Annotated in this window: 25 protein-coding genes; 17 read left to right on the top strand and 8 right to left on the bottom strand. The window is 65.2% G+C overall.

What is annotated here, in order from left to right; translation table 11 throughout:
* Positions 1-4: 4 nt before the first annotated feature.
* Positions 5-460 (top strand): GatB/YqeY domain-containing protein, encoded by a 456-nt coding sequence (locus RPB_RS20850; protein ID WP_011443016.1) that lies wholly within the window; start codon positions 5-7, stop codon positions 458-460.
* Here the strand turns inward: RPB_RS20850 and RPB_RS20845 are convergent.
* Positions 457-1,917: a hypothetical protein gene (locus tag RPB_RS20845; protein WP_041798389.1), complete on the bottom strand. Its 1,461-nt coding sequence runs from the start codon at positions 1,915-1,917 to the stop codon at positions 457-459. The two genes, RPB_RS20850 and RPB_RS20845, sit on opposite strands and share 4 nt — an antisense overlap.
* Positions 1,918-1,968: 51 nt before the next feature.
* Positions 1,969-2,130, bottom strand: coding sequence for a hypothetical protein (locus tag RPB_RS24740; RefSeq protein ID WP_157038877.1), 162 nt, complete (start codon positions 2,128-2,130; stop codon positions 1,969-1,971).
* A 310-nt stretch (positions 2,131-2,440) separates the two neighbouring features.
* Between RPB_RS24740 and RPB_RS20840 the strand changes: the two genes are divergently transcribed.
* A complete protein-coding gene (locus tag RPB_RS20840) occupies positions 2,441-3,289 on the top strand; it encodes a DUF2189 domain-containing protein (protein ID WP_011443014.1) in 849 nt (282 codons plus the stop codon).
* A 112-nt stretch (positions 3,290-3,401) separates the two neighbouring features.
* Positions 3,402-4,019 carry a LysE family translocator gene (locus RPB_RS20835; RefSeq protein ID WP_011443013.1) on the top strand — a complete coding sequence of 206 codons (618 nt, stop codon included), beginning with the start codon at positions 3,402-3,404 and terminating at the stop codon, positions 4,017-4,019.
* A gap of 159 nt (positions 4,020-4,178) precedes the next feature.
* Here the strand turns inward: RPB_RS20835 and RPB_RS20830 are convergent, their stop codons facing one another.
* Positions 4,179-4,979 (bottom strand): N-formylglutamate amidohydrolase, encoded by an 801-nt coding sequence (locus RPB_RS20830; RefSeq protein ID WP_041798388.1) that lies wholly within the window; start codon positions 4,977-4,979, stop codon positions 4,179-4,181.
* Between the two features lie 88 nt (positions 4,980-5,067).
* On the opposite strand from RPB_RS20830, the gene RPB_RS20825 reads away from it, so the two are divergent.
* A complete protein-coding gene (locus RPB_RS20825; protein ID WP_011443011.1) occupies positions 5,068-5,982 on the top strand; it encodes a transglutaminase family protein in 915 nt (304 codons plus the stop codon).
* A 10-nt stretch (positions 5,983-5,992) separates the two neighbouring features.
* Positions 5,993-6,391 (top strand): gamma-glutamylcyclotransferase family protein, encoded by a 399-nt coding sequence (locus RPB_RS20820; protein ID WP_011443010.1) that lies wholly within the window; start codon positions 5,993-5,995, stop codon positions 6,389-6,391.
* 192 nt (positions 6,392-6,583) lie between these two features.
* Here RPB_RS20820 and RPB_RS20815 read toward each other — a convergent pair whose 3' ends face one another.
* Positions 6,584-6,796: a hypothetical protein gene (locus RPB_RS20815; RefSeq protein WP_245258269.1), complete on the bottom strand. Its 213-nt coding sequence runs from the start codon at positions 6,794-6,796 to the stop codon at positions 6,584-6,586.
* Between the two features lie 656 nt (positions 6,797-7,452).
* Here RPB_RS20815 and dnaG point away from each other — a divergent pair.
* The 9 genes from dnaG to RPB_RS20780 all read left to right on the top strand — a co-directional run bounded on the left by dnaG (position 7,453) and on the right by RPB_RS20780 (position 19,863).
* Positions 7,453-9,504 carry a DNA primase gene (gene dnaG / locus RPB_RS20810; protein WP_011443008.1) on the top strand — a complete coding sequence of 684 codons (2,052 nt, stop codon included), beginning with the start codon at positions 7,453-7,455 and terminating at the stop codon, positions 9,502-9,504.
* Positions 9,505-9,772: 268 nt separating this feature from the next.
* Positions 9,773-11,917, top strand: a complete 2,145-nt coding sequence (gene rpoD / locus RPB_RS20805; protein WP_011443007.1) for an RNA polymerase sigma factor RpoD — start codon at positions 9,773-9,775, stop codon at positions 11,915-11,917.
* A 112-nt stretch (positions 11,918-12,029) separates the two neighbouring features.
* Positions 12,030-12,263 carry a DUF1902 domain-containing protein gene (locus RPB_RS20800; RefSeq protein ID WP_245258268.1) on the top strand — a complete coding sequence of 78 codons (234 nt, stop codon included), beginning with the start codon at positions 12,030-12,032 and terminating at the stop codon, positions 12,261-12,263.
* A complete protein-coding gene (locus tag RPB_RS20795; RefSeq protein ID WP_011443005.1) occupies positions 12,263-12,460 on the top strand; it encodes a type II toxin-antitoxin system HicA family toxin in 198 nt (65 codons plus the stop codon). Before RPB_RS20800 ends, RPB_RS20795 begins: the two co-directional genes overlap by 1 nt.
* Positions 12,461-13,900: 1,440 nt before the next feature.
* Positions 13,901-14,968: an adenylate/guanylate cyclase domain-containing protein gene (locus RPB_RS24305; RefSeq protein ID WP_011443004.1), complete on the top strand. Its 1,068-nt coding sequence runs from the start codon at positions 13,901-13,903 to the stop codon at positions 14,966-14,968.
* Between the two features lie 76 nt (positions 14,969-15,044).
* A complete protein-coding gene (locus RPB_RS24300) occupies positions 15,045-15,497 on the top strand; it encodes an NUDIX hydrolase (RefSeq protein WP_198135134.1) in 453 nt (150 codons plus the stop codon).
* Between the two features lie 890 nt (positions 15,498-16,387).
* The gene (locus tag RPB_RS20790; protein WP_245258267.1) at positions 16,388-17,392 is read left to right on the top strand and encodes a sensor histidine kinase; all 1,005 of its coding nucleotides are present in this window, start codon (positions 16,388-16,390) and stop codon (positions 17,390-17,392) included.
* Between the two features lie 175 nt (positions 17,393-17,567).
* Entirely contained in the window at positions 17,568-19,331 is a 1,764-nt protein-coding gene (locus RPB_RS20785) for a sensor domain-containing diguanylate cyclase (protein WP_041798387.1), read from the top strand.
* 163 nt (positions 19,332-19,494) lie between these two features.
* Positions 19,495-19,863 carry a hypothetical protein gene (locus RPB_RS20780; RefSeq protein ID WP_011443000.1) on the top strand — a complete coding sequence of 123 codons (369 nt, stop codon included), beginning with the start codon at positions 19,495-19,497 and terminating at the stop codon, positions 19,861-19,863.
* Positions 19,864-19,899: 36 nt separating this feature from the next.
* On the opposite strand, the gene RPB_RS20775 is transcribed toward RPB_RS20780, so the two are convergent.
* Positions 19,900-21,027, bottom strand: a complete 1,128-nt coding sequence (locus RPB_RS20775; RefSeq protein WP_011442999.1) for a beta-ketoacyl-ACP synthase III — start codon at positions 21,025-21,027, stop codon at positions 19,900-19,902.
* A 330-nt stretch (positions 21,028-21,357) separates the two neighbouring features.
* On the opposite strand from RPB_RS20775, the gene RPB_RS20770 reads away from it, so the two are divergent.
* Together RPB_RS20770 and RPB_RS20765 are read left to right on the top strand one after the other, a co-directional pair.
* Entirely contained in the window at positions 21,358-21,723 is a 366-nt protein-coding gene (locus tag RPB_RS20770) for a cupin domain-containing protein (protein ID WP_011442998.1), read from the top strand.
* A gap of 783 nt (positions 21,724-22,506) precedes the next feature.
* A complete protein-coding gene (locus RPB_RS20765) occupies positions 22,507-23,070 on the top strand; it encodes a type 1 glutamine amidotransferase domain-containing protein (RefSeq protein ID WP_011442997.1) in 564 nt (187 codons plus the stop codon).
* A gap of 98 nt (positions 23,071-23,168) precedes the next feature.
* On the opposite strand, the gene RPB_RS20760 is transcribed toward RPB_RS20765, so the two are convergent.
* Positions 23,169-23,534, bottom strand: coding sequence for a hypothetical protein (locus tag RPB_RS20760; protein ID WP_011442996.1), 366 nt, complete (start codon positions 23,532-23,534; stop codon positions 23,169-23,171).
* A gap of 207 nt (positions 23,535-23,741) precedes the next feature.
* Between RPB_RS20760 and RPB_RS20755 the strand changes: the two genes are divergently transcribed.
* Positions 23,742-24,560: a lytic murein transglycosylase gene (locus tag RPB_RS20755; RefSeq protein ID WP_011442995.1), complete on the top strand. Its 819-nt coding sequence runs from the start codon at positions 23,742-23,744 to the stop codon at positions 24,558-24,560.
* A 51-nt stretch (positions 24,561-24,611) separates the two neighbouring features.
* On the opposite strand, the gene RPB_RS20750 is transcribed toward RPB_RS20755, so the two are convergent.
* Entirely contained in the window at positions 24,612-25,313 is a 702-nt protein-coding gene (locus tag RPB_RS20750) for a flagellar hook assembly protein FlgD (RefSeq protein WP_011442994.1), read from the bottom strand.
* A gap of 12 nt (positions 25,314-25,325) precedes the next feature.
* Positions 25,326-26,903 (bottom strand): flagellar hook-length control protein FliK, encoded by a 1,578-nt coding sequence (locus tag RPB_RS20745; protein ID WP_011442993.1) that lies wholly within the window; start codon positions 26,901-26,903, stop codon positions 25,326-25,328.
* Between the last annotated feature and the right edge of the window lie 90 nt (positions 26,904-26,993).

Here is a 26,993-nt window from a genome sequence, read left to right as displayed (position 1 = left end):
GACCATGCTGCGCGACGACATCAACAACGCCGTCAAGGACGCGATGCGGGCCAAGGACGAACGCAAGCTCTCGACGTTGCGGATGATGAATTCGACCATCAAGAACGCCGACATCGAGGCGCGCGGGCAAGGCAAGCCGCCGCTCAGCGACGGTGATCTGCTCGGCGTGTTCCAGAAGATGATCAAGCAGCGTCAGGAATCGGTCGAGCTCTACGACAAGGGCGGCCGCGCCGAACTCGCCGATCAGGAACGCGCCGAGATCGCGGTGATCCAGGCCTATCTGCCGCAGCAGATGTCCGAGGACGACGTCAAGGCCGCGATCGCCGCGACGATTTCGGAGACTGGCGCCGCCGGCATCAAGGACATGGGCAAGGTGATCGCCGCGCTGAAGGCAAAATATGCCGGCCAGATGGATTTCGGCAAGGCCAGCGGCCTGGTGAAGGCGGCGCTGACCGGTTAATTTCGGACGGACACCAATCCGATCACCCTGTCGCTGTCGCCGTCGTTGCGCCGAACCTTGAGAATCTGTTCTTCTCGATAATATTGGTAGCAGGCCCTGGCGCCGGACGTCGTGGTCATGCAAAGCCGGCCATCGGCCATCAGCTGATACGTTCCGGTTTGCTGCCCTCGGTCGTTGCGGCCCTCGAACGAACCGTCGGGTCGGTACACGATGTCCGTCTTGTTGGCGTGATTGATCTTCTTTCCGATGATCTGGCGACGAACTTCCTCGGACGAAAGAGCGGCTGGAGTAGGCCGGGTGGCGGGCGGAGCTCTATCGAAAAGCTGGTTGATGCGCTCTCGTGCGGCATCGGCTTGTTCTTCGTCGAGGACGAGTGGACCCGCGCGGCGAATGTCCGTCTCCAGGCTCGAGACGGTGCGGGATTTTCCCCCGTACAGTTCGGGATAAGCTTCGCGAAGTCGCGCTTCACCGCAGACTCCCTCGATGAACTTCTTGCGCTCGGGTATCTTGAATCCGCTTTGAAGCCAATCGACCGGCCGCATCATGCTGCGGAAGGAGTAGTAGTAGTCGGAGGTGAAGCAGATATCCGGCCCGATCGCGACGAAATCCGCCTTGTATATGTCCAGGCAGGCGACATTCTCGGGCAACACCAGCACTTCCAGTGCCTTGTAACGCGGCACCGGCATTTCGGCCTGTTTGTACAGTCGCACCGCGCGAATGTCGCACATCGCCATTGTTTGCAGGAAGTCTTGCTCGTTGAAATTCTTGCCGAGGTTCTGCAGTTCCTTGCGCGGGTCTGCGCTGGTTTCACGCTTGAGAGTGGCGACGCCCTTGTTCAGCTTGTCGACGCCTTCCGCGGTGTCTCGCGTATTGCTTTCGATCCGGGAAAGCCGCGCCAGCAAGGCATTCTGAATTTGCGATGCCCCGGGGACGATCTCGGCGACGACGCCCTGTGCGTCGGCCCCCTTGATGAAATGCTGCATTCCCCACAGGCCGAAACTGAAAACAAATAGTACGCTGCACAAGAATGCTCCGCTCTGCAGCAGGGCGCGCGAGCCTTGAAAGAGTCGCGAGCCGGCGAAGAGGACCAACCCTGCCACGGCGGAGCCGAGGAGAATGGGCAGCGTGAGCTCGATGATGGGTTTGATGAAATCGGAAGCCAACGATATTATGCCGGCGATCGCTCCGAATTTCAGCTTCGCTCTCGTCGAGAGTTGGCGGACCGGGTCGAGAAGGTCGTCGAGTTTCGTGCGGTGCGTCCGATATCGCGCCTCCGCGGCAGCAATGGCTTGATCGAGGTCGTACAGATAGCCGAGATGATCCGGGTGTCCGGGGTCGTCCTTGAACGCTGCGTCCAACGCCGAGCGAACCTGCTCATAGGCGATTGCCCGTTCGCCAGCCTTTGACGCGTCGATGCCTGAGAGATATTTTTGGATCAAGGAGTTGAAGTCGGGCATGTCCAAGTTCGCGCTATTACCAAGGAATGCTATCGGCCTTCTTACACAGCATCAACAGGTTTCCCCGCCTTGCCCTTCGAGTGCCGCGTGGAGTTGAATGCCGGGCGCCTGCTTGCGCCCTCGATGCCCCGTCACAGGCTTGGCGCTGCGGTCGACCGTGCGCAGTGACGGCGTCAGTGGCGCCATCGCCGCGGCGATCGGCGCCAGCGTCATGGCCACGTCGATATGGCGCGCAGCGCGCCCGCCTGGGTCTGGACCATCTGGTCGATCACCGCCATTGCCGGGCCGAAGAGTTGGCGACCGCCGTTCCGATATGGCGAACGCGCCGAGGGCCGACGCCGAAGTAATCGCTGCATTGCACCTCGATTATGTTGCGACGCGACGAAGGCGCCACGCGGCTGCGTTGCGCGCAGGCGTGATCGGTTCCATGCATGATCATCATTGACGGAGGCCGCGACTGCGCGCCTAATCCCTGCAACTAACAACAACGAACATCCCAACCGTTGACCAGGGAGGAGCGACCATGTCGATCTCCGGTAAGGTTGATCCCGTCGTGCGGCGCGTGACGTTCGCCGACATCGCGGATGCGTTCGGCCAGGGCCTGCGCGATTTCCAGGCGGCGCCGCTGATCGGCCTCGCCTTCGGCGCGTTCTACGCCGCCGGCGGCGTGCTGATCCTGCTGTGTCTCACCGCACTGCACATGGTGTATCTGGCCTATCCGCTCGCCGCCGGCTTCGCGCTGATCGGGCCGTTCGTGGCGCTCGGCCTGTACGAGGTCAGCCGCCAGCGCGAGGCGGGCAAGCGGCCGTCGCCGATGCAGATCGTCGGGCTGATCCGCAGTCGCGGCGAGCTCGGCTGGATGGCGTTCGTCACGCTGTTCCTGTTCGTGATCTGGATGTACCAGGTCCGGCTGCTGATCGCGCTGTTCCTCGGCGTCAGCGCCTCGTTCGGCAGCCTGCAGGAGTTCATCTCGGTGGTGTTGACGACCAATGAGGGGCTGGTGTTCCTCGCGGTCGGTAATTGCGTCGGCGCGGCGCTGGCGCTGGTGCTGTTCTCGCTCACCGTGGTGTCGTTTCCGCTGCTGCTCGACCGCGACGTCGATTTCGTCACCGCGATGCTGACCAGCGTCCGCGCCGTGGTGATGAGCCCGGGGCCGATGATCGCCTGGGCCGCCACCATCGTGCTGCTGCTAGCGATCTCGGCGCTGCCGTATTTCCTCGGCCTGATCGTGACGCTGCCGATCCTCGGCCACACCACCTGGCACCTGTATCGGAAGATCGTGGCCCCGGTCGCCGCCGAGCTGCCGGAAGCGATGCCCGAGGCGGCCGCCGACAACGTGATGGCGCTGCCGCGGACCGCGGCGCACGGCTGACGCCGCCGGTCGCTCGGCGTGTCGCGCGCCGGCGGGATGATGCCCGACCGGCTCGCGCCGCCGCCGCGCGGCTGCTATCATTCGCGACCTTTGATCGCGAATGGGAAGGCCGATGTCGCTGCAGCTGTATCTCACCTATGTCTCCGCCTGCATCGTGCTGGCGCTGCTGCCGGGGCCGGTGGTGACGCTGGTGATCGCCAACGGCCTGCGCCACGGCACCCGCGCGGCGCTCGCCAACATCGTCGGCGCGCAGCTCGGGCTGGGCCTCGTCATCGCGCTGGTCGCGGCGGGGCTGACCACGCTGATGGCGACGATGGGCTATTGGTTCGACTGGCTGCGCTTCCTCGGCGCCGCCTATCTGGTGTGGCTCGGCATCGGCCTGATCCGCCATCCGGTCCAGGGCGTGGCGACCGACGCGCCGCCACCGCCGCCGCGCGGCGGCTTCTTCCTGCAGGGCGTGGTGGTGCTGCTCGCCAATCCCAAGGTGCTGGTGTTCTTCGGCGCGTTCATCCCGCAATTCGTCGACATGCAGCGCGATCACGTCCCGCAGGTGGCGCTGCTGGGGGCGACCTTCATGGCGATCGTCGCCGTCACCGACGCGGCCTACGCGTTGCTGGCGGGCCGGGCGCGCACGATGTTCTCGGCGCGCCGCACCCGGCTGCTGTCGCGGATTTCCGGTGGCTTCATGATCGGCGGCGGCGTTTGGCTCGCGCTCAGCCGGGCGAAGTGAGGCGCCTTGTTCGGCAACACGCGCGGACGTCATCCTGAGGAGCGAGCGCAGCGAGCCTCGAAGGATGTCGGAGACGGGCACCGTGTCTCATCCTTCGAGGTCCAACGTGCCGCGCACGAGCGCGGCTCGTTGGACACCTCAGGATGACGCCCAGCAGGGCTACGGCGACAGCGCCTGCCGCGCCCGCAGCTTTTCTTCGATCGCGGTCAGCACCCGCGTCAGCCGCTCGGCCCATTCGGCCTGGCCGGTCTCGTCGATGATCTGGTCCTGGCGGATCTCGATGCCGGAATTGATCAGGCCGCGCGCTTCGCCGTGCACCGGGATCGCGTAGTCGGTGGCGTCGCTCACCGCATAAGGCTGGTTGTCGCCGACGACGAGGCCGTCCTCGCGGCGCAGCTCGGCGAGCAGCAGCGGCGGCAACGTCCTGTCGTGCTGATACAGCGTGCCGATGTGCCAGGGCCGCGCCATGCCGTGATACACCGGCGTGAACGAATGCAGCGCCAGCAGGATGGTCGGCCGTCCCGCGGCGAGGCGTGCGTCGATCGCCGCTTCGATCCGTGTGTGGTACGGATCGAAGATCAGCCGCCGGCGCTCTTCGGCCTGTTCGCGCGTCAGCCCGTCATTGCCGGGAATGGTGGTGATTTCGCTGACCAGCGGGATCGAGCTCTCGGCGCTCGGCGGCCGGTTGCAGTCGATCACCAGCCGCGAATAGCGCTGCGCGATCAGATGCGCGCCGAGCGCGTCGGACAATCGCTCGGCGACGCCGGCGATGCCGACATCCCAGGCGATGTGGCGGGTGAGTTCGGTGTCGGGCAGGCCGAGATCGCCGAGCTGCGGCGGGATCTTGCGTCCGTAATGGTCGCAAATCAGCAGAAACGGCGATCCTCCCGCCGGATTCCGCTCGATCACCGGAACCTCTTCGGGCTCGAGGCGTAAGGATTGATCACGCGCGCCGTTCATCTGTGAAGTGCCCATCAAATCAGCAGTCCGCCCCGAACCTTGCTGGTATCGTCTCGGCGCCGCAAAGTCGAGAACCAGATCGCTGCCCATGCCCTTGCTGACCATCACTCACCGCACCGAATATCACTATGCCCATCCGGTCGGCTTCGGCGAACACCGGGTGATGCTGCGGCCGCGCGATGGCCACGACCTGCGGATGCTGCAGGGCGCGCTGCTGATCACGCCGCAGCCGGCGTCGCTGCGCTGGATCCACGACGTGTTCGGCAACAGCGTCGCAATCGCGACCTTCGACCAGCGCGCGACCACGCTGACGTTCGATTCCACCGCCACCGTCGAGCACCATCCCAGCGATGAATTCGCATTGACCCCTGAAGATCGCGCGTTCTTCTACCCGTTCCTGTACGACGAGGAGGAATTTCCCGATCTCGAACCGTTCATTCGTCCGCAATACGGCGATCCGGACGGAGAGCTCTCGGCCTGGGCGCTCAGCTTTCTCGATGCCCAGGGCTCGACCCCGACCTTCAAGATTCTGAGCGGCCTCACCCACGGCATCCGCGGCGCGTTCAGCTATCGCAAGCGCCATGCCCACGGCACCCAGCATCCGCTCGACACGTTGCAGACCGGCTCCGGCACCTGCCGCGATTTCGCGCTGCTGATGATCGAGGCGCTGCGCCGGCTCGGCATCGCCGCGCGTTTCGTCTCCGGCTATCTGTTCGTGCATGGCGACCGCGCGCACGGCTATGTCGGCGGCGGCTCGACCCACGCCTGGGTGCAGGTCTATCTGCCGAGCGCCGGCTGGATCGAGTTCGATCCGACCAACGGCATCATCGGCAGTCGCGATCTGGTGCGGGTGGCGGTGGCGCGCGATCCGATTCAGGCGGTGCCGCTGCACGGCAGCTATTTCGGCGGCGCCGACGCATTCCTGCGGATGGACGTCAGCATCAACGTCGTCTCGGCCGGCGACGATACGCCCCACGACGCGACTGCCGCGGCGCATGGCTGAGGCGGATTCGATGCTCGACCGGCTGTTCGTCTACGGCACGCTGATGCGCGGCTTCGACAATCCGATGGCGCGCCTGCTGTCGGCCGGCGCGGAGTGCCTCGGCGCGGCGACCATCCCCGGCCGGCTGGTCCGGATCCGGCACTATCCGGGCCTGGTCGCGGCGCGCGATCCCGCCGATATCGTTTACGGCGAAGTGTTCCGGATGCGGCAGCCGCAAGAGTTACTGGTGCAGCTCGACGACTACGAGAGTTGCACTGAGGACTATCCCGAACCGAGGGAGTACCGGCGAGAGGTCGCGCGCGTCACGCTGGCGGACGGCACGGTGGTCGATGCGTTCGTCTACATCTACAATTGGGACGTGGCGGCGCTGCCGCACATCGTCTCGGGGCGCTTTCAGCCGGGGGATTGAAGCCGGCTGAAGCTGCGTCGGCGGACTTAGAGCCGTTCTGATCCGACCGCCGCCGTCATCCTGAGGTGCCTACTGGGCCGCGCTATGCGCGGCGCGGCGGGCCTCGAAGGATGGGCCGCAGGTGCCTTTCGCCGCATCCTTCGATGCGCGCTACGCGCGCACCTCAGGATGACGACTCTGCATTTGAGCGCTCTAGCGGTTCAGATGCAATTCGATATGCGCGTTGCCCGCGAGCGGCAGCAGCGTCAGCCAGTCCGGATTGCCGGGCTCGGTCAGGCAGAAGCTCGGAAAGTCGTAGACGTCGACCGCGGCGGTCGCGATGTCGAGCGCGTTGCCGCATTCGTCGCATTTCCAGGAGTGGATCGCGTAGATGCCGTCGACGGTCTCAACGCCGAGCGACGTCATTTCCGCTTTGCAACAGGTACAATTTGCCATGGCTCTGGCTCCTTATTGGTCGACCGCGCCCGGTTCCGTTGCCGGAAACGGCGCAAGTGAGCCCTGGACCTTGGTGAAACGCTCTCCCCCGACTCCCGCGCATCGCGCGTGGGTGCGGCACTTCAATCCCGCTTATGCGGTGCAGCAATGAGGCAGATCAAACCTACCGCAGTTGCGAATTGATGCTGATATAGCGTAGAATTCTTATGCTGCAATGCGGAATATTGCGGGAATTTGACAGCGTGTGAGGATGACTCATCTCCCGCATCGGTAGCATCTTCGCGAAGTTCGAGCTCGGGACCGAGGGCCGCTGACCCAGGCAAGTGCGTGTCGTCCCGGCGCCCTCTTCACCCTCCCCTGGAGGGGGAGGGTCGCTCGCGCAGCGAGCGGGGTGGGGTGGCGATGAGTTCAACCTCCGCGCCTGCGGCTCACCCCACCCCGTCCCGCATCCCGCTCTGCGGGCTGCGGGCCGACCCTCCCCCTCCAGGGGAGGGTGGACAGGCGCGGGACCGGTCTGCGCCTGTGGAAAGCCGGTATAAGCCAATCGAACTTCGGCATTGCCGGGGCGAGACCTATATCCCTAATCGGTTGGCGCCATCGCGCCCGACCCAGAGTCTCCGCACCCCATGCGCTTCACGCCGCAATTTCTCGACGAGTTGAAAGCCCGGCTGCTGGTGTCGGAGGTGGTCGGCCGCCGGGTCAAGCTGAAGAAGGCCGGGCGGGAGTGGAAGGGGCTTTCGCCCTTTCAACAAGAGAAGACGCCGTCGTTCTTCGTCAATGACGAGAAGCAGGCCTGGTTCGACTTCTCCTCCGGCAAGAACGGCTCGATCTTCGACTTCATCATGCAGACCGACGGGGTGGATTTCCCCGAAGCGGTCGAGCGGCTCGCCGCGATGGCGGGCCTCGCCTTGCCGGCCGCGACGCCCGACGCCGCGCGCCAGGAGCAGCGCCGCCGCTCGCTGTACGACGTCATGGAAATGGCGGCGGTGTATTTCTCCGAGAATCTCGCCTCGCGCGCCGGCGCCCGGGCCCGCGGCTATCTCGCCGATCGCGGCATCCTGCCGTCGACCCAGGTCAAATTCCGCATCGGCTATGCCTCGCCGGATCGCTTCGCGCTCAAGGAGCATCTCGGCAAGCACGGCGTGTCGGTCGACGACATGGTCGAGGCCGGGCTGTTGTCGGCCGGCGACGACATCCCGGTGCCGTTCGACAAGTTTCGCGACCGGGTGATGTTTCCGATCACCGACATCCGCGGCCGGGTGATCGCCTTCGGCGGTCGCGCGCTGGAGAAGGACGTCGCGGCGAAGTATCTGAACTCGCCGGAAACCCCGCTGTTTCACAAGGGCGACAACCTCTACAACCTCGCCACCGCGCGCAAGGCGGCGCATGACGCGGCCGGCAAGTCGACGCCGACCGGCGCCGCGTCGGTGATCGTGGTCGAGGGCTATATCGACGTCATCGCCATGGTCACGGCGGGCTTCGCAGCCACCGTCGCGCCGCTCGGCACCGCGCTGACCGAGAACCAGCTTCAGCTGCTGTGGAAGATGGCGGACGAGCCGATCCTGTGTTTCGACGGCGACCGCGCCGGCCAGAAGGCGGCATATCGCGCCGCCGATCTGGCGCTGCCGCATCTCAAGCCCGGCAAGAGCCTGCGCTTCGCCCTCTTGCCCGAGGGCCAGGATCCCGACGATCTCGCCCGCGCCGGCGGGCGGCTAGCGATCGAGGAGGTGATCGGCGCGGCGCGGCCGCTGGCCGACCTGCTGTGGTCGCGCGAGGCCGAAGGCGGCAGTTTCGCCACGCCGGAGCGGCGCGCGGCGCTGGAGGCGCGGATCAACGAGCTCGCCAACGGCATCCGCGACGAGGTGGTGCGGCGCTACTATCGGAAGGACTGGGCCGAGCGGCTGCGCGCGGCCTTCGCGCCGCAGGGTGGCTTCGGCGGAGGGTTCGGCGGAGGCTTCCGGGCCGGCGGCGGCGCGCGCGGTGGTGCTGATTCGGGGCGCCGGTTTCAGCCGCGCGGGAGTTTTCCACAGGGCGGCGGCCGTTATGCACCGTTCGGCCGGCAGACCGGCCTCAGTTCGCCGCCGCAGGGGCGCGGGCCGTATCAGGTCGCAAGCCCCGATCTGGCGTCGAGCCCGATCATGCGCGGGCAGCGCAGCGCGCTGTCGCGCCGCGAGGCGCTGATCCTGCAATCGCTGCTCAACCACCCCTGGCTGCTGCACGATCATCTCGAAGAAGTCGCGGCGCTGGAATTCGCCCATCCGGAGGCGCACCGGCTGCGCGCGGCGATCATCGCCGCCTTCGCGGCCGACCATCATCACGGCGACGATCCGGCCGGACAGTCCGAGAAACTTCGCGCCGATCTCGCGAAGGCCGGTTTATCCGAGCAATTGCAACGGCTTGAACGCGCGATCACGACCCACGCGGTGTGGGGCGCGGGGCCGGACGCGGCGCCCGAGGACGTTCTTTCGACGTGGCAGCAACTCGTTGCCTTGCATCGACAATCTCACTCCTTACTTAGGGAGCTGAAGGATGCCGAGCTGGCTTTGGGTGAAGACGGCAGCGAGGCCAACGTCGCCTGGTTGAGGGACGTCAAGGCGCGGCTCTCGGAAGTGGAAGGGACTGAGGCGCTGATCGAGGGGTTCGGCCAGTCATCGGGCCGGTTCCATCGGAGCGTGTGACCGGGTTCGAGGCGGTCGGGTGACGGCGGGTGCCGTGAAAAGACTCGCCAAACCCGCACATTGGCTGCAAAAACAGGGTTAGTAAGGGCTTAACGGCATTCCGGTAGAAGGCCTCGGGCACCATTTTTGGGAAACCAGCAAGCGGGATCGTGTCGGGTGGCGCAGGCGAGCGCCGCCCTTTGCGTGTCTCACCCGGCAAGGCGAATTTTAAGGCGAGTTTTTGACGGCGCGGCGACGCGATCGTCATGCGCGCGTTCAGGAGCAGTGAATGGCCAGCAAGGCGAAGACGGTTCAGTTGAAAGACAAGGAAAAGGACGACAAGGCCGACGCGCCGGAGAAGGACTCCGCCGACGCTCCCTCGCCGTTGCTCGACCTGTCGGACGCGGCCGTCAAGAAGATGATCAAGCAGGCCAAGAAGCGCGGCTTCGTGACCTTCGATCAGCTCAACGAAGTGCTGCCGTCCGACACCACGTCGCCGGAGCAGATCGAGGACATCATGTCGATGCTCTCCGACATGGGCATCAACGTGTCCGAGGCGGAAGAGAGCGACAGCGAGGACGAGGACGCCAAGGACGAGGCCGAGGAAGAGCCCGATAACGACCTCGTCGAGGTCACCCAGAAGGCCGTCACCGAGACCAAGAAGTCCGAGCCCGGCGAGCGCACCGACGATCCCGTCCGGATGTATCTGCGCGAGATGGGCACCGTCGAGCTGCTGTCGCGCGAGGGCGAAATCGCCATCGCCAAGCGGATCGAGGCCGGCCGCGAGGCGATGATCGCCGGACTCTGCGAAAGCCCGCTGACCTTCCAGGCGATCATCATCTGGCGCGACGAGCTCAACGAAGGCAAGATCTTCCTTCGCGACATCATCGATCTCGAAGCCACCTATGCGGGCCCCGACGCCAAGGCCAACATGAACCCTGCGATGGCCGAGGGCGCCGGCGAGGAAGCCAGCGCCGAAGGCGAGGCCGACGCCGGAGCGCCCGCGCATGTCGCGCCGCCCGCCGCGCCGCCGACGGCGACGCCGTTCCGTCCCGCGCAGCAGCGCTCGGCGCCCGCCGCGGCCCCGGCCGCCGGCGAGGGCGGCGGTGAAGGCGCCGCCGAAGGCGACATGGACGACGACGAGTTCGAGAACCAGATGTCGCTCGCCGCCATCGAGGCCGAACTCAAGCCGAAGGTGGTCGAGACCTTCGACAAGATCGCCGACAACTACAAGAAGCTGCGCAAGCTGCAAGAGCAGGACATCGCCAACCAGCTCGAAAGCGCGTCGCAGGGGCCGTCGCTGTCGCCCTCGCAGGAGCGCAAATACAAGAAGCTCAAGGACGAAATCATCGTCGAGGTGAAGTCGCTGCGGCTCAATCAGGCGCGTATCGACTCACTGGTCGAGCAGCTCTACGACATCAACAAGAAGCTGGTGTCGTTCGAAGGCCGGCTGCTGCGCCTCGGCGACAGCCACGGCGTGGCGCGCGAGGACTTCCTGCGCAACTATCAGGGCTCCGAGCTCGATCCGCGCTGGCTCAACCGCGTCTCGAAACTCTCCGCCAAGGGCTGGAAGAACTTCGTCCATTTCGAGAAGGACCGGATCCGCGAGCTGCGCCAGGAAATCCAGTCGATGGCCGCGCTCACCGGGCTCGAGATCGGCGAATTCCGCAAGATCGTGCATTCGGTGCAGAAGGGCGAGCGCGAAGCCCGCCAGGCCAAGAAGGAAATGGTCGAGGCCAACCTGCGTCTGGTGATCTCGATTGCCAAGAAATACACCAACCGCGGCCTGCAGTTCCTCGATCTCATTCAGGAAGGCAATATCGGCCTGATGAAGGCGGTCGACAAATTCGAATATCGCCGCGGCTACAAATTCTCCACCTATGCGACGTGGTGGATCCGGCAGGCGATCACGCGTTCGATCGCCGACCAGGCCCGCACCATCCGCATTCCGGTGCACATGATCGAGACGATCAACAAGATCGTGCGCACCTCGCGGCAGATGCTCAACGAGATCGGCCGCGAGCCGACCCCGGAAGAGCTCGCCGAGAAGCTCGGCATGCCGCTGGAGAAGGTCCGCAAGGTCCTCAAGATCGCCAAGGAGCCGCTGTCGCTCGAAACCCCGGTGGGTGACGAAGAGGACAGCCATCTCGGCGACTTCATCGAGGACAAGAACGCGGTGCTGCCGATCGACGCCGCGATCCAGTCGAACCTGCGCGAAACCACGACGCGCGTGCTCGCCTCGCTCACCCCGCGCGAAGAACGCGTGCTGCGCATGCGCTTCGGCATCGGCATGAACACCGACCACACGCTGGAAGAAGTCGGCCAGCAGTTCTCGGTCACCCGCGAACGCATCCGCCAGATCGAAGCCAAGGCGCTGCGCAAGTTGAAGCATCCGAGCCGGTCAAGGAAGCTGCGGAGCTTCTTGGACAACTGAGACGATCAACCAGCGTCGTCATTGCCGGGCTTGACCCGGCAATCCATCACTCTTCAGGATGGATGCCCGGATCGAGTCCGGGCCTGCCGCCGGCAAGCGAGACGAGGCGATGATGTCGAAACCGGTCATCTTCACCGTGTCTGCGATCTGGGACGCCGACGCGGGCGTGTGGAGCGGGCATTGCGACGAGATTCCGGCCGCGGCCGATGCACCGACGCTCGACGAATTGCTCGCCAAGATGGAAGCCATGACGCTGGATCTGTTGCCGGATAATCATCCCGGCGTCGATCCGGCGGCGGTGTTCTTGCAGATCACCGCCTTGCGCGAAGCGCTATCGGCGGCCTGATGGCGCCGCAGTTCGACCGCGAACTGAGAGAGCTGCTGCGCGCCGCCGGCTGCGCGATGGTCCGGCAAGGCAAGGGAAGCCACGAGATCTGGCACAGCCCCATCACCGGTCGCAATTTCGCCGTGCCGATCGGCATCCCGAGCCGTCACACCGCGAATGCCATCCTGCGCCAGGCCGGGCTGCCCAAGGCGTTTTGAGCGGCGGCTTCGAGTCGAAGCTTTCGAGCCCTGGTGCCCGGATGAGCGAAGCGACATCCGGGATCACGCCGCCGCCTATCGCTGCGCTCATGCGGGCTACGCTCGTGCGAGCCTCACCCTCCCCTGGAGGGGGAGGGTCGCTCGCGGAGCGAGCGGGGTGGGGTGGCGAAGCGTTCATCCGCAGTGCCCGCGGACCCCCACCCCCGACCCCGGATCAAGTCCGGGGCAGGCTCCCTCCCCGCAAGGGGGAGGGGAGACGGAGCGCAGCGCGCTCCCTCTCCCGCTTGCGGGAGAGGGTTGGGGTGAGGGCGACACGGGCGCTGCGCGTCGTGCGTAGCCCGGATGAGCGAAGCGACATCCGGGGCTGCGCTTGCTGATGCCATCAGCCTTGGTGATCCGGAGATCTCACGACCCAGACCGCCTCATGGTGAGGAGGCGCGCAGCGCCGTCTCGAACCATGCGCCGCAGCCCCCCGTGGCCTCACCCTTCGAGACGCCCCGGCTCCGCCCTGCGGGCTTCGCCGGACTGCTCGGGATGAGGAGGCAGCGCCAAATCCAGGGTCGTTGCTATTCGGCGGAGAACCGTAGGGTGGGTTAGGCGCAGCCGTAACCCACCACTTCGATCGCGGCAGATGACGCCTTCGGTGATCCGCCCTACGGGCTGACTGTCATGGCCGGGCTCGACCCGGCCATCCATCCAAAAGCGGCGGGCCAAGGCCCGCCGCTTTTGCGTTTCGCGACCTGCAAAACAGCGCTGGTCGCAGCCCGTAGCCCGGATGAGCGAAGCGACATCCGGGACCACGCCCCCGCATATCGCTGCGCTCATGCGGGCTACGCTTGCGTCACCTCCAGGAGTAGCAGTCTGTGATCCGGATGAACGCCACAAAATCCGGGAGAGATCTCGGCGAGCACCCGGATTGTCTGTTCGTCGAATCAGGGTAGCATTCTCAGTACCGTTCCCGGTCGCTTCACTTTGAATGCGCGGGCTTGTGCGTTTCCAAGCCGGGCAGGTGTTCGCTGCCCGTCAAAGAGGAGTCGTTGGTCATGCGAAAGCACGGCAACGGACCCAAAGACGTATTCTTTCGTTCGTACTCGCGTTGGCGAGCCGGTAAGCGGCAATCGGTGTCATCTGGCCGCCGCTCAAACCGCCTAACTCTCAGTCTTCGCAAATCGAAAGATCAGTTGGACTTTGGGTTCTAACCTATCAGCCCCGGGCTGAGAGGAGACCGGGAACGGCGCTTTTCCGCAGAATGTTCAGGGCCGTAAGGTGGGTTAGGCGAAGCCGTAACCCAACATTCCGATCGCGGCGGATTACGCCTTCGGCTCATCTGCCCTACGGGCTCTGCTAGTGTCAACGCTGCCCGGCCAAAATTGACCTTTTAACGGCTTGACCTTCCCGAGTGCGCAATCACAATTAGTGATTGTAGTTGGGGGGTGATTCATGCAGTGGCGCACCGCAAATATTCTTTTCGCAGACGTTAAGGGTTATAGCGCTCTCAAAGATACGCAAATGAAGGTATTTGTCGAAGTTGTGCTAAGTAATATCGCGCGTAGGCTACAAGAGATTCCGATAAAATATAAGAATACTTGGGGAGATGGAATAGTAATAATTTGTGACAAAATAGAAGATGTGTGTGAGGCGGCTCTTCATTTGAAGGATCTATTTCAGGGTTTCAATTGGCGCCGGCATGATTTGCCAAAACTTGATATCAGGATTTCAATTCATCATGGGGAGTATCTGGAGGGGTCTGACCCGTTCACCGAACGTCCCACATTTTGTGGCCGAAGTGTGGTGACGGCGGCTCGAATCGAGCCAGTCACTCCGCCAGGCAAAATATGGATGACGGCTCAAGCTGCCAGTATGCTGAAGCAGCACATGAGCGGGGATGACGCGCCATATTTTGCGATTGATCACGTCGGCGAAATTCAACTCCCAAAGAAGTACGGAGTCATCGAAATAGCAACGTTACGTCGAACCGCCGAGCCACCGCTGTGCGATCAAGATCTCAAGGAGATACGGGAGGCGGAGCGTGTGCGACTTGAACTTGGGGGTGTGGTAGATCGGGATAGTGATATCCGAGAATTGGTGAGCAGAGACCAGATCAGATCGTATGCAGTTGTCATAGGAGTTGTCGTGCATCGCGGCGAAGTTCTGCTGGTAAAAAGGAATGATCGAAGCGAAGGATTGGAATGGATGTTTCCTTCGGGAAAGAAATGGCCCAATCAAGATGAAGTTTCAGTAATTGAAAAGGAGGTAATGGAGGAGGCGGGAATCACCTGTGGCGTGATTGCGAAAATCGCTCACGTCGAAAAGCACCCCACTACTGGGTTCAAATGCAGCTACTTTCATATGGAGCCTGGGGATGATGTCGAAATCGTGAACGGCGATCCGTTGGAAAACGATGATGTCCAATGGGTGCCAATTTCTGACGGGTTAGCCAAGATTGGATCTGCCATAAATCCCGATGTTGCTAGATTCCTGGCAGGATTCAGGGTTGATTCCGCCTGATTTGGAGCCAAGGATGACACAGCTAATGTTGTGTCTGCCCCCGGGGTCTGCCATAAAGCCTCGGTCGGAGAAGACGATGGCTGTACGTGGATCGTTTCACGAAAAACGTGAGGTTGCCGTGGCGATAGTTGTTAGGCGCCACGAGGGAAACACTTCTGTATTGATGGTCCGCAGAGCGGACCCAAATGAAAATTGCCCTAGGTGGGTTTTCCCTGGAGGAAAAATCGATGCGGGAGAAAGCGCTGGAGCAGCCGCAAAACGAGAGCTAAAAGAAGAGACTGGGATCGATGTATCGAGGCCCGATATTATCGGATGTCGAATTCATCCTGTTTCCGGTCTGAAGATTCACTATATTAGTTTTCAATATAAGCGCGGTCTGCCGCGAATCCGAGAACCGAAGAAGCTTGATCAGATTGACTGGGTTAGTGTCGATTCCCTCGGCTCTGTGGTCGGCCATTCTCTGTTTGCTCCGGTTGAGGCTTTTTTGCAGAATAGTGATAGGTCCGCTCAGGCGGATTTTGGCGTGTGATCAATCGGACGGTCACTGTAGTTGGCTAGTCGCGTCCGGGTGAACGGCTTGCGCACCCTATCATCTTTGGCGAGATAGTCTGCTTCGCTCAACTCGCCCTACGGCGACTTTACAATCTTCCCATCCCTGCATATATTCCTATCCATCCCGCTCCAATACCGAGGGGCGGCTCGCGATCGTCACTAGTCGCGGGGCGGGGTGCGGTGGACGCGGCAGCGTCGGCGCGGAGGAAGGCGGTTGGGGGCCGCGGGGCAGCAAGTCCGCTGGGCTTGGCCTCGGGGTCTATGGAGCCGCCGGACTTCAGGCGCATGACGACGACGCTGTGCGATGCGGGCCGGGGCGGAGATGCGCCCCATCTGCATCGCCGTTGCGCGCCGGCCCAAATCGTGTGGTCCCGACGCCCGTCGCTGGCGTCAAGGGACGGAGCGCCTGCGCGCCGACCGGCCGCAGGAAACACAGGCGGGGACGCTCGCGTCCGCGCCGCTCAGTCCCGACGGTGACGAACCAGGCGCATCAACGCCACCGGGGAGAGCACGAAGCAAGCCGGAAGCCTCACCGCGTGCGGAACGCCGGACGTGTCGGTGCTTTCGTGGTGACTAACTCATGCGCTTTTTGCCTTGCGCATGAGGCTGCGGACGCATCGCGCGTCCGGCGTTCCGCGCGCCCTCGTTTTTTGGCGCGGCGAAGGGGCAGGCGGCCCATTCGCATAAAGACCACCGGCGCCCCCGCGCCGTCCAAACAACAGGGGCGATGCCGCATGTCCGCGTCGGCGCGCGCGCCGAATGGCCGCAAGCGGGCGCGGCGGCCGCTCCCCGTCTGTCCTTTTGCCGCCGCTTCCGTCATAACATCGGCTCATCGTGCCGAACCCCGCGGAGCCCGCACTGCATCGCTTGAAAGTCTGGGACATCATCCACGCCACACGGCGGCTGCGGTCGCTGGGCTGGATCGGCGACCTCGTCGGCGTCGGCGCGGCCGCGGCGGCGCTGGCGCTGCGCTTCGCCTTCGATGCGGCGCTGCCGGCCGGGTTCCCCTATCTCACCTTCTTCCCCGCGGTGGTGCTGACTGCGTTCTTCTTCGGGCTGCGCCCCGGCATCGTCTGCGCGGTGCTGAGCGGCCTGGCGTCATGGTACTTCTTCATGCCGCCGTTCTACACGTTCGAGCTGACGTCGCAGACCGCGATCGCGCTGGTGTTCTACGTCTTCATCGTCGCGGTCGACATCGCGCTGATCCACATCATGCATCTGGCCGCCGCAAGGCTGCGCGCCGACGCCGAGGAGACCGCGCGGCTGTACGAGCGGCAGCGCACGATGTTCCAGGAGCTGCAGCACCGCGTCGCCAACAACATGCAGTTCGTCTCGGCGATGCTGCGGCTGTACGCTAAGCGCGCCGGCCAGGATCCCGCCGCGATGCTGACCGCGCTCGACGACGCCCGCGTCCGCCTCGACACCATGTCGCGGCTGCATCGCCATCTCTACGATCCGGTCAACGTCACCCGCCCGGTCGGGGAGTTCTTCCAGGAGCTGTGCGCCAACCTCGCCGAGGCCGCCGGCGCCAAAGACGTTCGCTTCAGCATCGACATGCCGCCGGTGCAGTTCGATCTCGACCAATTGACACCGCTGTCGCTGATCGCGGTCGAGGTGATCACCAACGCGCTGAAACACGCCTTCCCCGACGGTCGCGGCAGCATCGCGCTGCGTCTCGTGCAGCACGGCGACCACATCGTCTTCACCATCGCGGATGACGGCAAAGGGATGGCGGCGAACCCCAATCCCGAGCAGAGCAAGAGTCTCGGCCTGAAGATCGTCCACAGCCTCGCCACCCAGCTCGGCGGCAGCATCGTCTACGAGGTCGGGCCGGGCACCACCGCGCGCGTGGAATTCGACCGCGCCGCGTGACGCCGCCGCAGCACGACAACGGCGCGCGGCGCGGCTCCGCCGCGCGCTCGTGCGCGAGAGCGTAAACCATTAGTGATGCATTCAGCTTTTGGTCGTAAGCGATGGTCTCGGCGCAGCCGCGTTCGGCGGTCGCTCGGAACGACGGCCTGTTTCGGCGGAGATGACACGAAACACGATGCGCGCTCTCTGGAATCAGATCGCCACCAGTCTCAAGACGAAATTTCTGGTCGTGACGATCTGCGTGTTCGGCCTGGTCGCCCTGCCGGCCTATGCGGCGTTCGAATTCCTCACCCGCAAGACCGTGGTCGCGCTCGGCACGCTGTTCGCCGAGAAGCAGGTGCTGTTCGATCGCTACCGCGGCCTCGAGGCGCTGATCCGCGAGGTCTCGTTGGCCGAGACGGTCGCCCGCTCGCCGGCGGTGCGCGCCTGGGCCCGCGACGAGGCCGACCCCGACAAGACGGTGCGCGGGCTGGCCGAACTCGAGCACTACCGGCTGTCGTTTCACGACAAGAGCTATTTCTTCGTCGTGCACGAGTCGGGCAATTACTACTTCAACGATGCCGACAACAATTACAACGGCAACCAGCTCCGCTATCAGGTCAAGCGCGACAATTCGCGCGACGGCTGGTACTTCAAGACGATCGCGGCCGGTCAGGCCTGCCAGCTCAACGTCGACCGCGACGACAATCTCGCCGTCACCAAAGTCTGGATCAATTGCGTCATCACCGATCAGGGCCGGATTCTCGGCGTGATCGGCACCGGCGTCGACCTCAGCGAATTCATCCGCGAGGTGGTGGCGTTGCCGCAGACCGGCATCACCAGCATGTTCGTCGATCGCGCCGGCGCCATCCAGGCGCACCGCGATCCGGGGATGGTCGATTTCCACAGCCTCACCAAGGACACCAAGACCAAGAAGACGATCTTCCAGCAGGTCGACAAGCCGGCCGAGGCCGGCGAACTCGCCGCCATGATGGCGCGCGTCTCCGCCGGCTCCAGGATGGTCGAATCGCGCTTCATGAACATCGGCGGGCGCGAATTCCTGGTCGGTGTCGGCTATCTCGATCGGCTCGGCTGGTTCAACGTGACGTTGATGGACATCGACGCCATCATCGATCGCCGGCTGTTCACGCCGATCGCGCTGCTGCTGGTGTTCATGATGACCGCGGCGGTCGCGCTCGTCACCATCCTGTTCCGGCGCGTCGTGCTGGATCGGCTGGCGATCGTCGAGGCGGCCGCGCGACGGGTCGAAGACGGCGATTTCGACAATATCGTGGTCGATCGCGGCAGCGACGAGATCGGCCGGCTGTCGCGGACGTTGTCCGGCATGGCGCATGCGGTGCGCGACCACACCCGCATTCTCGAGGATCTGGTCGACGAGCGAACCGAGAAGCTGCGGCGTCTCGCCAATATCGATCTCTTGACCGAGATCCCCAACCGGCGCGGTTTCACCCAGGTGTTCGAGCAGTGGCTGGCCAGGTCGCCTCTGGTGCCGCGGTCGGCCGGGCTGCTGCTGATCGATCTGGATGACTTCAAGGACGTCAACGACGCGTTCGGCCATCTGGCCGGCGATCGCCTGCTGTGCGAGACCGCGCGGCGGCTGGCGCCGCTCCTCACCGACAGGGACATCTGCGCCCGCTGGGGCGGCGACGAGTTCGTCGTGCTGGTCGAGGATTGCGACCAGGACGGCCTGCGGGCGCTGTGCGCCCGCATGGTCGCCGCGATGAACGCCACGCCGATCCGCTCCGACGATGGTCAGGACATTGCGCTGACGGTCAGCATCGGCGGCTGTCGGGTGGTTTCGGGCAGTTCGATCGACGCCGCCTTCGCGGAGGCCGATGCAGCGCTCTACGCCGCCAAGCGCGCCGGTCGCAACCGGTTCGTGCTGTTCGACGCCGACGCCGGATCGGCGCTCGACGCGGTGGTGACGGCCAAGGCCTGAGCGGCCGGGCGGCGGGCGCCGCATCGCGTCCCATCTGCACGGCGCGGCTTCGGCGGCCGCGCGTCCGTCTCAAACCGGACGGCGGCGCGCGCGGAATCGCGTTATCATCGCCGCATTCGCGTCGCCCCGTCCTTTCACCGTCCGCATTTTGAGGAGCTTCCCCATGGCCCAGATGCTCGCGCCTCTCTCGATCAGTGACACCGACATGCCGGTTGCCTCGGGCGGCATCGGGCCGTGGTCCGGCGGGGTGGCGCAGGCGATCAATCCGTGGCGCTTCATCACCACGCTGATGGGCAATCAGTTCAGCATCTTCAGCATCAATCTCGGCCGCTCCACCGCGCCGCAGATCGAGGCCAAGATCCTCGACGAGGTCGGCTCCTATGGCCGCCAGATCGGCCGGATCGGCGAGGCGCTGGAAGTGCTGGTGAAGGAATTCCCGCGCGAGGGGCTGAGCGAGCAGGCCGCCGCCGCGCTGGAGGATTTCTCCGCGCAGATGCGCGAGATCAGGAAGATCAAATCGGCGCGCGCGTGAGTTCCGGTAGCGGTCCGCCGCGCGCGCCGGCGCTGCTCAGCGCTTCTGCACGAACACCGTGCCGGCCGAATATCCGGCGCCGAACGAGCAGATCAGGCCGAGGTCGCCTTGCGCCAGATCGTCCGAGGCGGTGTGGAAGGCGATGATCGAGCCGGCCGACGAGGTGTTGGCGTAGCTGTCGAGGATGATGACGTTCTCTTCGCGCGTCGGATCGCGGCCCAGCACCTTGCGGCCGATGATCTCGTTCATGTTGATGTTGGCTTGGTGCAGCCACATCCGCTTCAGCGCGTGCGGATCGATGCCGAGTTCGGCGGCGTGGTCGATGATCATGTCGGAGACCATCGGCACCACTTCCTTGAACACCTTGCGGCCCTGCTGCACGAACAGCTTGTCGGTGAGGTCGCGGCCTTCCGGCCAGGCGCGGTTGAGGAATCCGGAATTGTTGCGGATGTTGTTGGAGAACTGCGTCTTCAGCCTTGTGCCGAGGATCGCCCAGCCGGCCCGTTCACCATCTTGCGCTTCGTCGGCGCGCTCGACGATCACCGCGGTGGCGACGTCGCCGAAAATGAAGTGACTGTCGCGGTCGCGGAAATTGAGATGCCCGGAGCAGATCTCGGGATTGACCATCAGCACCGCGTCGGCCGAGCCGGTGGCGACGAAATCCGCCGCGGTCTTGATGCCGAAGGTCGCGGACGAGCAGGCCACGTTCATGTCGAAGGCGAAGCCGCCGAGGCCGAGCGCGTCCTGCACCTCGACCGCCATTGCGGGGTAGGCGCGCTGCATGTTGGAGCAGGCGCACAGCACCGCGCCGATCCGCTCGCGCGGCTTGCCCCAGCGCGCCAGCGCCTCGTCGGCGGCCTTCACGGCGATCTCGGCCAGCACCGAGACCTGTTCGTTCGGCCGCTCCGGGATCACCGGCCGCATCAGCTCCGGATCGAGGATGCCGGCTTTCGCCACCACGTAGCGCGACTTGATGCCGGACGCCTTCTCGATGAATTCCGGCGACGACGGCAGCAGCGGCTCGATCTGCCCGGCGGCGATCGCCGCCTGGTTGGCTGCGTTGAAGTTCGCCACATAGGTGTTGAACGCCTGCACCAGCTCGACATTCGAAATACTGTCGGGCGGGGTGTAGAGGCCGGTCGCGGCAATGACGGCAGGGCGCACGGAAAGCTCCGGTCGGATTGGCTGAGTGAGGACCGCCGGCCGTTGGCGATCCGCCGCGCCCCGCGGTATCCCACGCCGATTGCCCGGCGTCGGCTTTGACGTCGGACAAACAGCGCGAGGCGGTCGTCTCGTCCCTTGGTCGGGAGCGCCGGCCGCCGCTGCGGGGCGCGTCGGCAGGCGGCCGGCGCGGGCGGATGGGGTATGAAACGGCCGGCCGCGAAACACAAGCAGATTGCCTGCCAAACAGGCGCTAAAATGCGCTGCACTGCGGGGGCAGGCGCAGGCCGCCCGCCCCGGCCACGTGTCGCCGCCAGCTTCAGGATATTGCCCATGCAAACCGGCCATCTGCTCACACCGCTGCCGCCCGCCGGTCCGGACGAAGCGCTCGATACCCTGCTCGCACGCGGCGGCGTCCGCATCGAGCGCATCGTCTCGTTCGGCCAGGCGAGCCCCGAGGGCTTCTGGTACGACCAGGCCGAGGACGAATTCGTCGTGCTGCTGTCCGGCGCCGCGACGCTGCGCTTCGACGACGGCCGCGAGGTGCAACTCACGCCGGGCGTCTGGGTCGACATTCCCGCCCATTGCCGCCACCGCGTCGAAGCGACCGCGGCGGGCGAGCCGACAGTGTGGCTGGCGGTGTTCTGGCCGGCGGAAGCGGGCGAGGCAGAAGCGGATCAAACCGACAGGACGACATGAGAGCTGTCGCGTCGTTCGGCTCACGCCGCGCCTCTTGACAACATTCCTATTAAGATTATAGTCCGCATCGTCCTGTCCGTGAGGGGCGCTTCGCGAGGCGTCGTACAAGCGGGACAGATCGGCGGGCTGGGAAACCAGCCCGGAACGATGGTTCGATGGAGCTGACGCTGGTCAGCGAAGTCGGACGGACGCGGCGTCCTGCGCGTTGCGGCTCGCACCCGCACGTCCGGGAGGCAGAGGTCACCGTCCGCCGCTACTACGAGCGGCTGCCGCTTTCGTGGCTGGACGGGCGCAGCAAGGCCGGGGAGATCCCGCTCCGCTGTGCTCCCGGAAGAACGGTCCCGAAGCCCAAAACCGCCGCGGTGGGCGCGCCGACGAGGCGTTGCGCGATGACTTCGCAAGTCATCGCGAAAACTCACCACCTTCGCGCCGACCGGCGCGCCCCCACCCCTCGCTGTGACAGCGACGGGTGCACAACTCGGGCTCAGCGAGCCGCGAGAACGAAGAGCCGTGGCTGTTGGACAGGTGAAGATGCCGGCGCGTGCGGGTTCTCAACTTGCACTCCGTCATCCTGAGGCGCGAGCGCAGCGAGCCTCGAAGGATGAGCCGCAAGCTCGGCCCTCGTGTCCGCATCCTTCGAGGCTCGCCTTATCGGGCGAGCACCCCGGATCAAGTCCGGGGCAGGCTCTCAGGATGACGGCGCTGATGCGTCCGGAACGATCACACGCGCTGTCGATTAGCGGAGCAGGCGGGGCGCAACGAAAACGGATACGGAGATCCCTCATGGCAGGCCAACTCGACGGCAAGCGCGTGCTCATTCTCGCCACCCACGGCTTCGAACAATCGGAACTCGAAGTGCCGCGCGATCGGCTGAAGGCGGCGGGTGCGCAGGTCGACATCGTGTCGCCGGAGCAGGGCGAGATCAAGGGCTGGGACGGCAAGGATTGGGGCCGGCCGGTCAAGGTCGACAAGGCGCTCGGCTCGGCCAAGGCCGACGATTACGACGCGATCGTGCTGCCGGGCGGACAGATCAATCCGGACTTGCTGCGCGTGAATGCCGATGCGCTGAAGCTGATCAAGTCGTTCTTCGATGCCGGCAAGACGGTGGCCGCGGTCTGCCATGCGCCGTGGCTCTTGATCGACACCGGCATCGCCAAGGGCCGCAAGATGACCTCCTACAATTCGATCAAACAGGACGTGATCAATGCTGGCGCCAAGTGGGAAGACTCCGCCGTCGTCACCGACAACGGCGTGATCACGTCGCGCAACCCGGGCGATCTCGAAGCGTTCTCGGCCAAGATCATCGAAGAGATCCGCGAAGGTAAGCATCAGCGCCGCGCGGCGTGAGATCGAGCGGCGGGTGAGGTCAATTCGCTGATATCAAGTCGCGCGGATATCAAATCTCGATGGCCGGGCGCGTCCCGGCCATTCGAGCGTTGGGGTCTTCAGAACCGCAACTCGCTCTGCCGCCGCGCCGGCCGCATCGAACGTTCGGCGCGCACCGGAATCGGCTCGGCGCCGGGGATCAGTTCGATCGGGATGCGTCGGCCGCCGCGGTCGCCGCCGCGCAGATCGGTGCCCATCGCCATGATCGCCGAACCCATCGCCGCGCTGCCGAAGGTGATCACGAAGCCGAACATCAGCAGCCCGAGCGCGGTGCCGGGCGAACTGTCTGCGAAGATCAGTTCGCGCAAATGCCCCGGATTGACCCACAGCAGGCCGCCCAGCAGCAGCGCCGCGAGGCAGACGCCGGCGGCCAGATTGATCGCCAGCAGCCGGAACAGCGGTTGCCGCAGAAGCGCGCGGGGCATGTTGCGGTCCTCTCGTGACGGGCTGTCGAAACCGTGGTCGGCGCGGCCGTCGTTCATCCGCCGATCATCTCTGATACCGTCCAATATGGCGCGCCGAGGGCCGCCTCGCAACCGCAAGGCAGAAATGCTAGATTCGCCGCATTGTTCTCGCAATACGCATCGCCGCCGCTCGCCTCAGCCCCCGTCGATTTGGAGAAATGGTTTAAAATGTCCAAGCTGCGTCTTGCCCTTCTGAGCTGCGCCATTGGCTGCGCGCTCCTCGCCGCCGCACCGGCCCAGGCCGCGCGCTGCGGTGGCGATTTCAACGCCTTCATCGCCAGCATGTCGGCCGAGGCGGCGCAGGCGGGAGTTTCGCGCGATGTGATTTCCGAGGCGCTGGGCGGCGTCACCCCGGACCCCGCGGTGCTGGCGTTCGATCGCCGCCAGCGCGGCACCTTCAACAAGACCTTCGAGCAATACGTCGCGACCCGCGTCGGCGCCGGCCGGATCAAGTCGGGGCGGGCGATGCTGCAGCGGCACGCCTCGCTGCTGTCCCGGATCGAGCGCCAGTTCGGCGTGCCGCCGCAGATCCTGGTGGCGATCTGGGGGCTGGAGTCGGATTTCGGCAAGGGCGACATCGGCAAGCTGCCGGTGTTCCGGGTGCTGGCGACGATGGCGCATGATTGCCGTCGCACCGAGCTGTTTCAGGGCGAATTGCTGGCGGCGCTGAAGATCGTGCAGCGCGGCGATCTGACGATGCGCGACATGGTCGGCGCCTATGCGGGCGAGCTCGGCCAGACGCAATTTTTGCCGTCGTCCTACATCAAATACGGCGTCGATTTCGACGGCAACGGCCATGTCGATCTGCGCCACAGCGTGCCCGACGTGCTGGCCTCGACTGCCAACCTGCTGAAGACAGCGGGCTGGCGCGCCGGCGGCTCCTACGAAGAAGGCACGCCGAATTTCGAGGCGATGCGCGAATGGAATCGCGCGCTGGTGTATCGCAAGACCATCGCGTATTTCGCCGATCAGCTGATCGGGCAGTAACGCGATCTCGCCCGAAGACACCGCGTCGCATCGAGCCGCGCGCAGCGGGCGTCACGTCGTCGTGCCGGTGCTCGGTTTCACCACGCGCTTGATCTGGTCGAGGGTGAAGGTCTGCAGGCCGATCGTCAACATCGGTGGCGATTGGGTCAGGTCGACGGAATCGATGGTGCCCTGGATCTGGGTGGAGACGGCCGCCGGCTGGCCGGCGGCGTCGGTCGCGACCACCGACAGCGTGTAGTCGCCCTCCGGCCACTGCGTCCCGTCATTGCCGCGGCCGTCCCAGGTGAAGCCCTGGTTGGCGCCGGCGTTGAGCGTGAATTTGCCGGAATACACCGTCTGCCCGGTCGAGCTCTGGACCGACACCTGCGCCGTCACCGGCTTGTCGGTGGACAGCGTCCAACCCGCGGTCTTGCCGTCGTAGTGCGATTTGCTGCCGTCGACCACGGCGGTGGCGCCGATGAAGTTCATCGCCTGCGTGGTCTGTGCGGTGGACTGCATCTTCAGGAGCGAGGACAGCGTTTCATTGGTCTTGAGCTGCTGCTCGACGCCGGCGAACTGCACCAGCTGCTGGGTGAACTGGTTGGTGTCCAGCGGCTCCAGCGGATTCTGGTTCTGCAATTGTGTCGTCAGCAGCGTCAGGAAGGTCTGGAAATTGTCGGCGATGCCGGTGGTCGAGCTCGACGTCGCGGTCGCGGTGTAGTTGGCGTTGGGAGCCGAATACGGCGTCGTCGCGGTGGTGGCTGCGGCTGACATGGTGATGACTCCTCAGATCCGGATATCGACGCCGCTGCTCGCACCGAGCATCCGGCCGTAGCTGCGACCGGCGGCGACCGCGGTCGGCAGCTCTTCCTCGCTGATCACCAGCCGCTGCGCGTGCCGGCCGTTGTCCTGCTGTTGGCCCTGCTGCTGACCCGACGAGGATTGATCGCGCAGGCTGAATTGCAGGCCGCTGTCGCCGGTTCTCAGCCCGGCATTGTCGAGCGCGCGCTGCAGCTGGTTCTGATCCTGCCGCAGCATCGCCAGCGTCTCGGGCTTCTCGACGGTGAGATGCGAGGTCACGTTGCCGCTGCGGTCGACCTCGATGCGGACGTCGATGCGGCCGAGTTCGGCGGGATCGAGCCGGATATCGAACCGGCTGGCGCCACTGGTCGCCCGTGCGGCGATGGTGACGGCGAGGTCCTGCATCGCCACCGGCGCATTGGTCGCGAGCGCGGCGGTGAGCTGCGACGACGCGGCCGTCTGCTGGGTCACGGTGGAGGCCTGCAGCGGCTGCGCGGTCGGCACCTGCGTTTGCGGCTGTGAAGCGGCGTCGGTCAGCGACGGCGTCGGCGCATCGGCGTGGTGATGCACGGCCGCCTTCGGTTGCGCGTTCGTCTGGTCGACGGCGGCGGCGGTCGTCTCGGGGGTCTTCGCCGCATCGCCGGATGTCGCCTGCGGTTGCGCCGTTCCGGTCTGGGCCTGGCCAGGCGTCGAGGCGTCGGTCGCAGCGGTGACGGCGTTGGTCTTGGCCGTGGCGGCGGAATCGTCGGACTGGGCCGCGGGCTTGGTGCCGGCCTTGGCGGCATTGGGCTGCGCCGCCAGCGCCGCGAGCTTCGGATCGAGCACGGCCGTCCCAGCGGCGGTCGCGGTCGCGGTCTCGGCCGCGGCGTCGGGAGCCGCGGTTTCGGTCGGCTGACCGGTCGCGGCGAGATCGTCGACCGCGGCCTTGGCCTTCTGCGCCGCGGCGGCGACGAGCGCGAGCGGTCCGCCGGCGACGGTTGTGGCGGCATCGGCGGTCGTTCCGGTCACTGCTGCAGCCGCATCGGTCGCGGTGTCGACCGTGGCGGTCGCCACGGCGACAGGCGCCGCGATCAGCTGGGGCGTCGTTGCGGTCGTGGCAACCATCGGGCTCTGATCCGGGGAAGCGGCCGCGTCGGCGCCGTCCTTGCCGTCGCCGTCCTTGCCGTCACCGGCCGCTTTGGCGTCTTTGCTCCCGTCGGTCTTGGTCTTGGTGGTCGATGTCGAGGTCGCAGCCGCATCGCCTCGCGCCGCGTCGTCGCGCGCCGAAGGAGTGTTGCTGCTGCCGGAATCCGACGCCCGCCGGCTGTCGTCGTTGCGATCGTTGGTCCGGCTCTGGTCGGTGGTGTCGTTTCGACGGGTGCCGGCGCTGCGGTCGTCGCTCGAACTGCCGGACGCACGGGTATCGAGCGTCGGCGCCGGTTGGCTGCTGGCGGTGTTCGCCGCGATATTGCTGTCGACCAGCGAGGAGAAGCTGTCGGTCGGGGACGTTCGGTCCTGGCGCGTGGTCGCGCGCTGGGCCGAGGCCTGCGCGGTCGAGACGATTTCCGAGGGGGCATTCAACACGGGCGCGTTCTCACACTGATCCACGCCCTTCTGAGCAAGGACCGGGCCACCCCCGAAAAGCTGAAATTATTCAGACATCGCAACGATATA

It is taken from the genome of Rhodopseudomonas palustris HaA2 (genome assembly GCF_000013365.1).
Classification (GTDB): domain Bacteria; phylum Pseudomonadota; class Alphaproteobacteria; order Rhizobiales; family Xanthobacteraceae; genus Rhodopseudomonas; species Rhodopseudomonas palustris_J.
The sequence above is the reverse complement of the archived record's forward strand: the minus strand, read 5'-3'. Positions and strand labels throughout refer to the sequence as shown.

Bases quoted from the DNA above. Each gene is read 5' to 3' on its own strand.
- RPB_RS20785 (WP_041798387.1), top strand. From the start codon at position 17,568: ATGCGCGCTCTCTGGAATCAGATCGCCACCAGTCTCAAGACGAAATTT.
- RPB_RS20835 (WP_011443013.1), top strand. From the start codon at position 3,402: ATGTCGCTGCAGCTGTATCTCACCTATGTCTCCGCCTGCATCGTGCTG.
- RPB_RS20755 (WP_011442995.1), top strand. From the start codon at position 23,742: ATGTCCAAGCTGCGTCTTGCCCTTCTGAGCTGCGCCATTGGCTGCGCG.
- RPB_RS20820 (WP_011443010.1), top strand. From the start codon at position 5,993: ATGCTCGACCGGCTGTTCGTCTACGGCACGCTGATGCGCGGCTTCGAC.
- RPB_RS20760 (WP_011442996.1), bottom strand. From the start codon at position 23,534: ATGCCCCGCGCGCTTCTGCGGCAACCGCTGTTCCGGCTGCTGGCGATC.
- RPB_RS20800 (WP_245258268.1), top strand. From the start codon at position 12,030: ATGTCGAAACCGGTCATCTTCACCGTGTCTGCGATCTGGGACGCCGAC.
- RPB_RS20825 (WP_011443011.1), top strand. From the start codon at position 5,068: ATGCCCTTGCTGACCATCACTCACCGCACCGAATATCACTATGCCCAT.
- RPB_RS20850 (WP_011443016.1), top strand. From the start codon at position 5: ATGCTGCGCGACGACATCAACAACGCCGTCAAGGACGCGATGCGGGCC.
- RPB_RS24305 (WP_011443004.1), top strand. From the start codon at position 13,901: ATGCAGTGGCGCACCGCAAATATTCTTTTCGCAGACGTTAAGGGTTAT.
- RPB_RS20770 (WP_011442998.1), top strand. From the start codon at position 21,358: ATGCAAACCGGCCATCTGCTCACACCGCTGCCGCCCGCCGGTCCGGAC.
- RPB_RS20845 (WP_041798389.1), bottom strand. From the start codon at position 1,917: ATGCCCGACTTCAACTCCTTGATCCAAAAATATCTCTCAGGCATCGAC.
- RPB_RS24740 (WP_157038877.1), bottom strand. From the start codon at position 2,130: ATGACGCTGGCGCCGATCGCCGCGGCGATGGCGCCACTGACGCCGTCA.
- RPB_RS20750 (WP_011442994.1), bottom strand. From the start codon at position 25,313: ATGTCAGCCGCAGCCACCACCGCGACGACGCCGTATTCGGCTCCCAAC.
- RPB_RS20780 (WP_011443000.1), top strand. From the start codon at position 19,495: ATGGCCCAGATGCTCGCGCCTCTCTCGATCAGTGACACCGACATGCCG.
- rpoD (WP_011443007.1), top strand. From the start codon at position 9,773: ATGGCCAGCAAGGCGAAGACGGTTCAGTTGAAAGACAAGGAAAAGGAC.
- RPB_RS20795 (WP_011443005.1), top strand. From the start codon at position 12,263: ATGGCGCCGCAGTTCGACCGCGAACTGAGAGAGCTGCTGCGCGCCGCC.
- dnaG (WP_011443008.1), top strand. From the start codon at position 7,453: ATGCGCTTCACGCCGCAATTTCTCGACGAGTTGAAAGCCCGGCTGCTG.
- RPB_RS20830 (WP_041798388.1), bottom strand. From the start codon at position 4,979: ATGAACGGCGCGCGTGATCAATCCTTACGCCTCGAGCCCGAAGAGGTT.
- RPB_RS20815 (WP_245258269.1), bottom strand. From the start codon at position 6,796: ATGACGTCGCTCGGCGTTGAGACCGTCGACGGCATCTACGCGATCCAC.
- RPB_RS20840 (WP_011443014.1), top strand. From the start codon at position 2,441: ATGTCGATCTCCGGTAAGGTTGATCCCGTCGTGCGGCGCGTGACGTTC.
- RPB_RS20765 (WP_011442997.1), top strand. From the start codon at position 22,507: ATGGCAGGCCAACTCGACGGCAAGCGCGTGCTCATTCTCGCCACCCAC.
- RPB_RS24300 (WP_198135134.1), top strand. From the start codon at position 15,045: ATGGCTGTACGTGGATCGTTTCACGAAAAACGTGAGGTTGCCGTGGCG.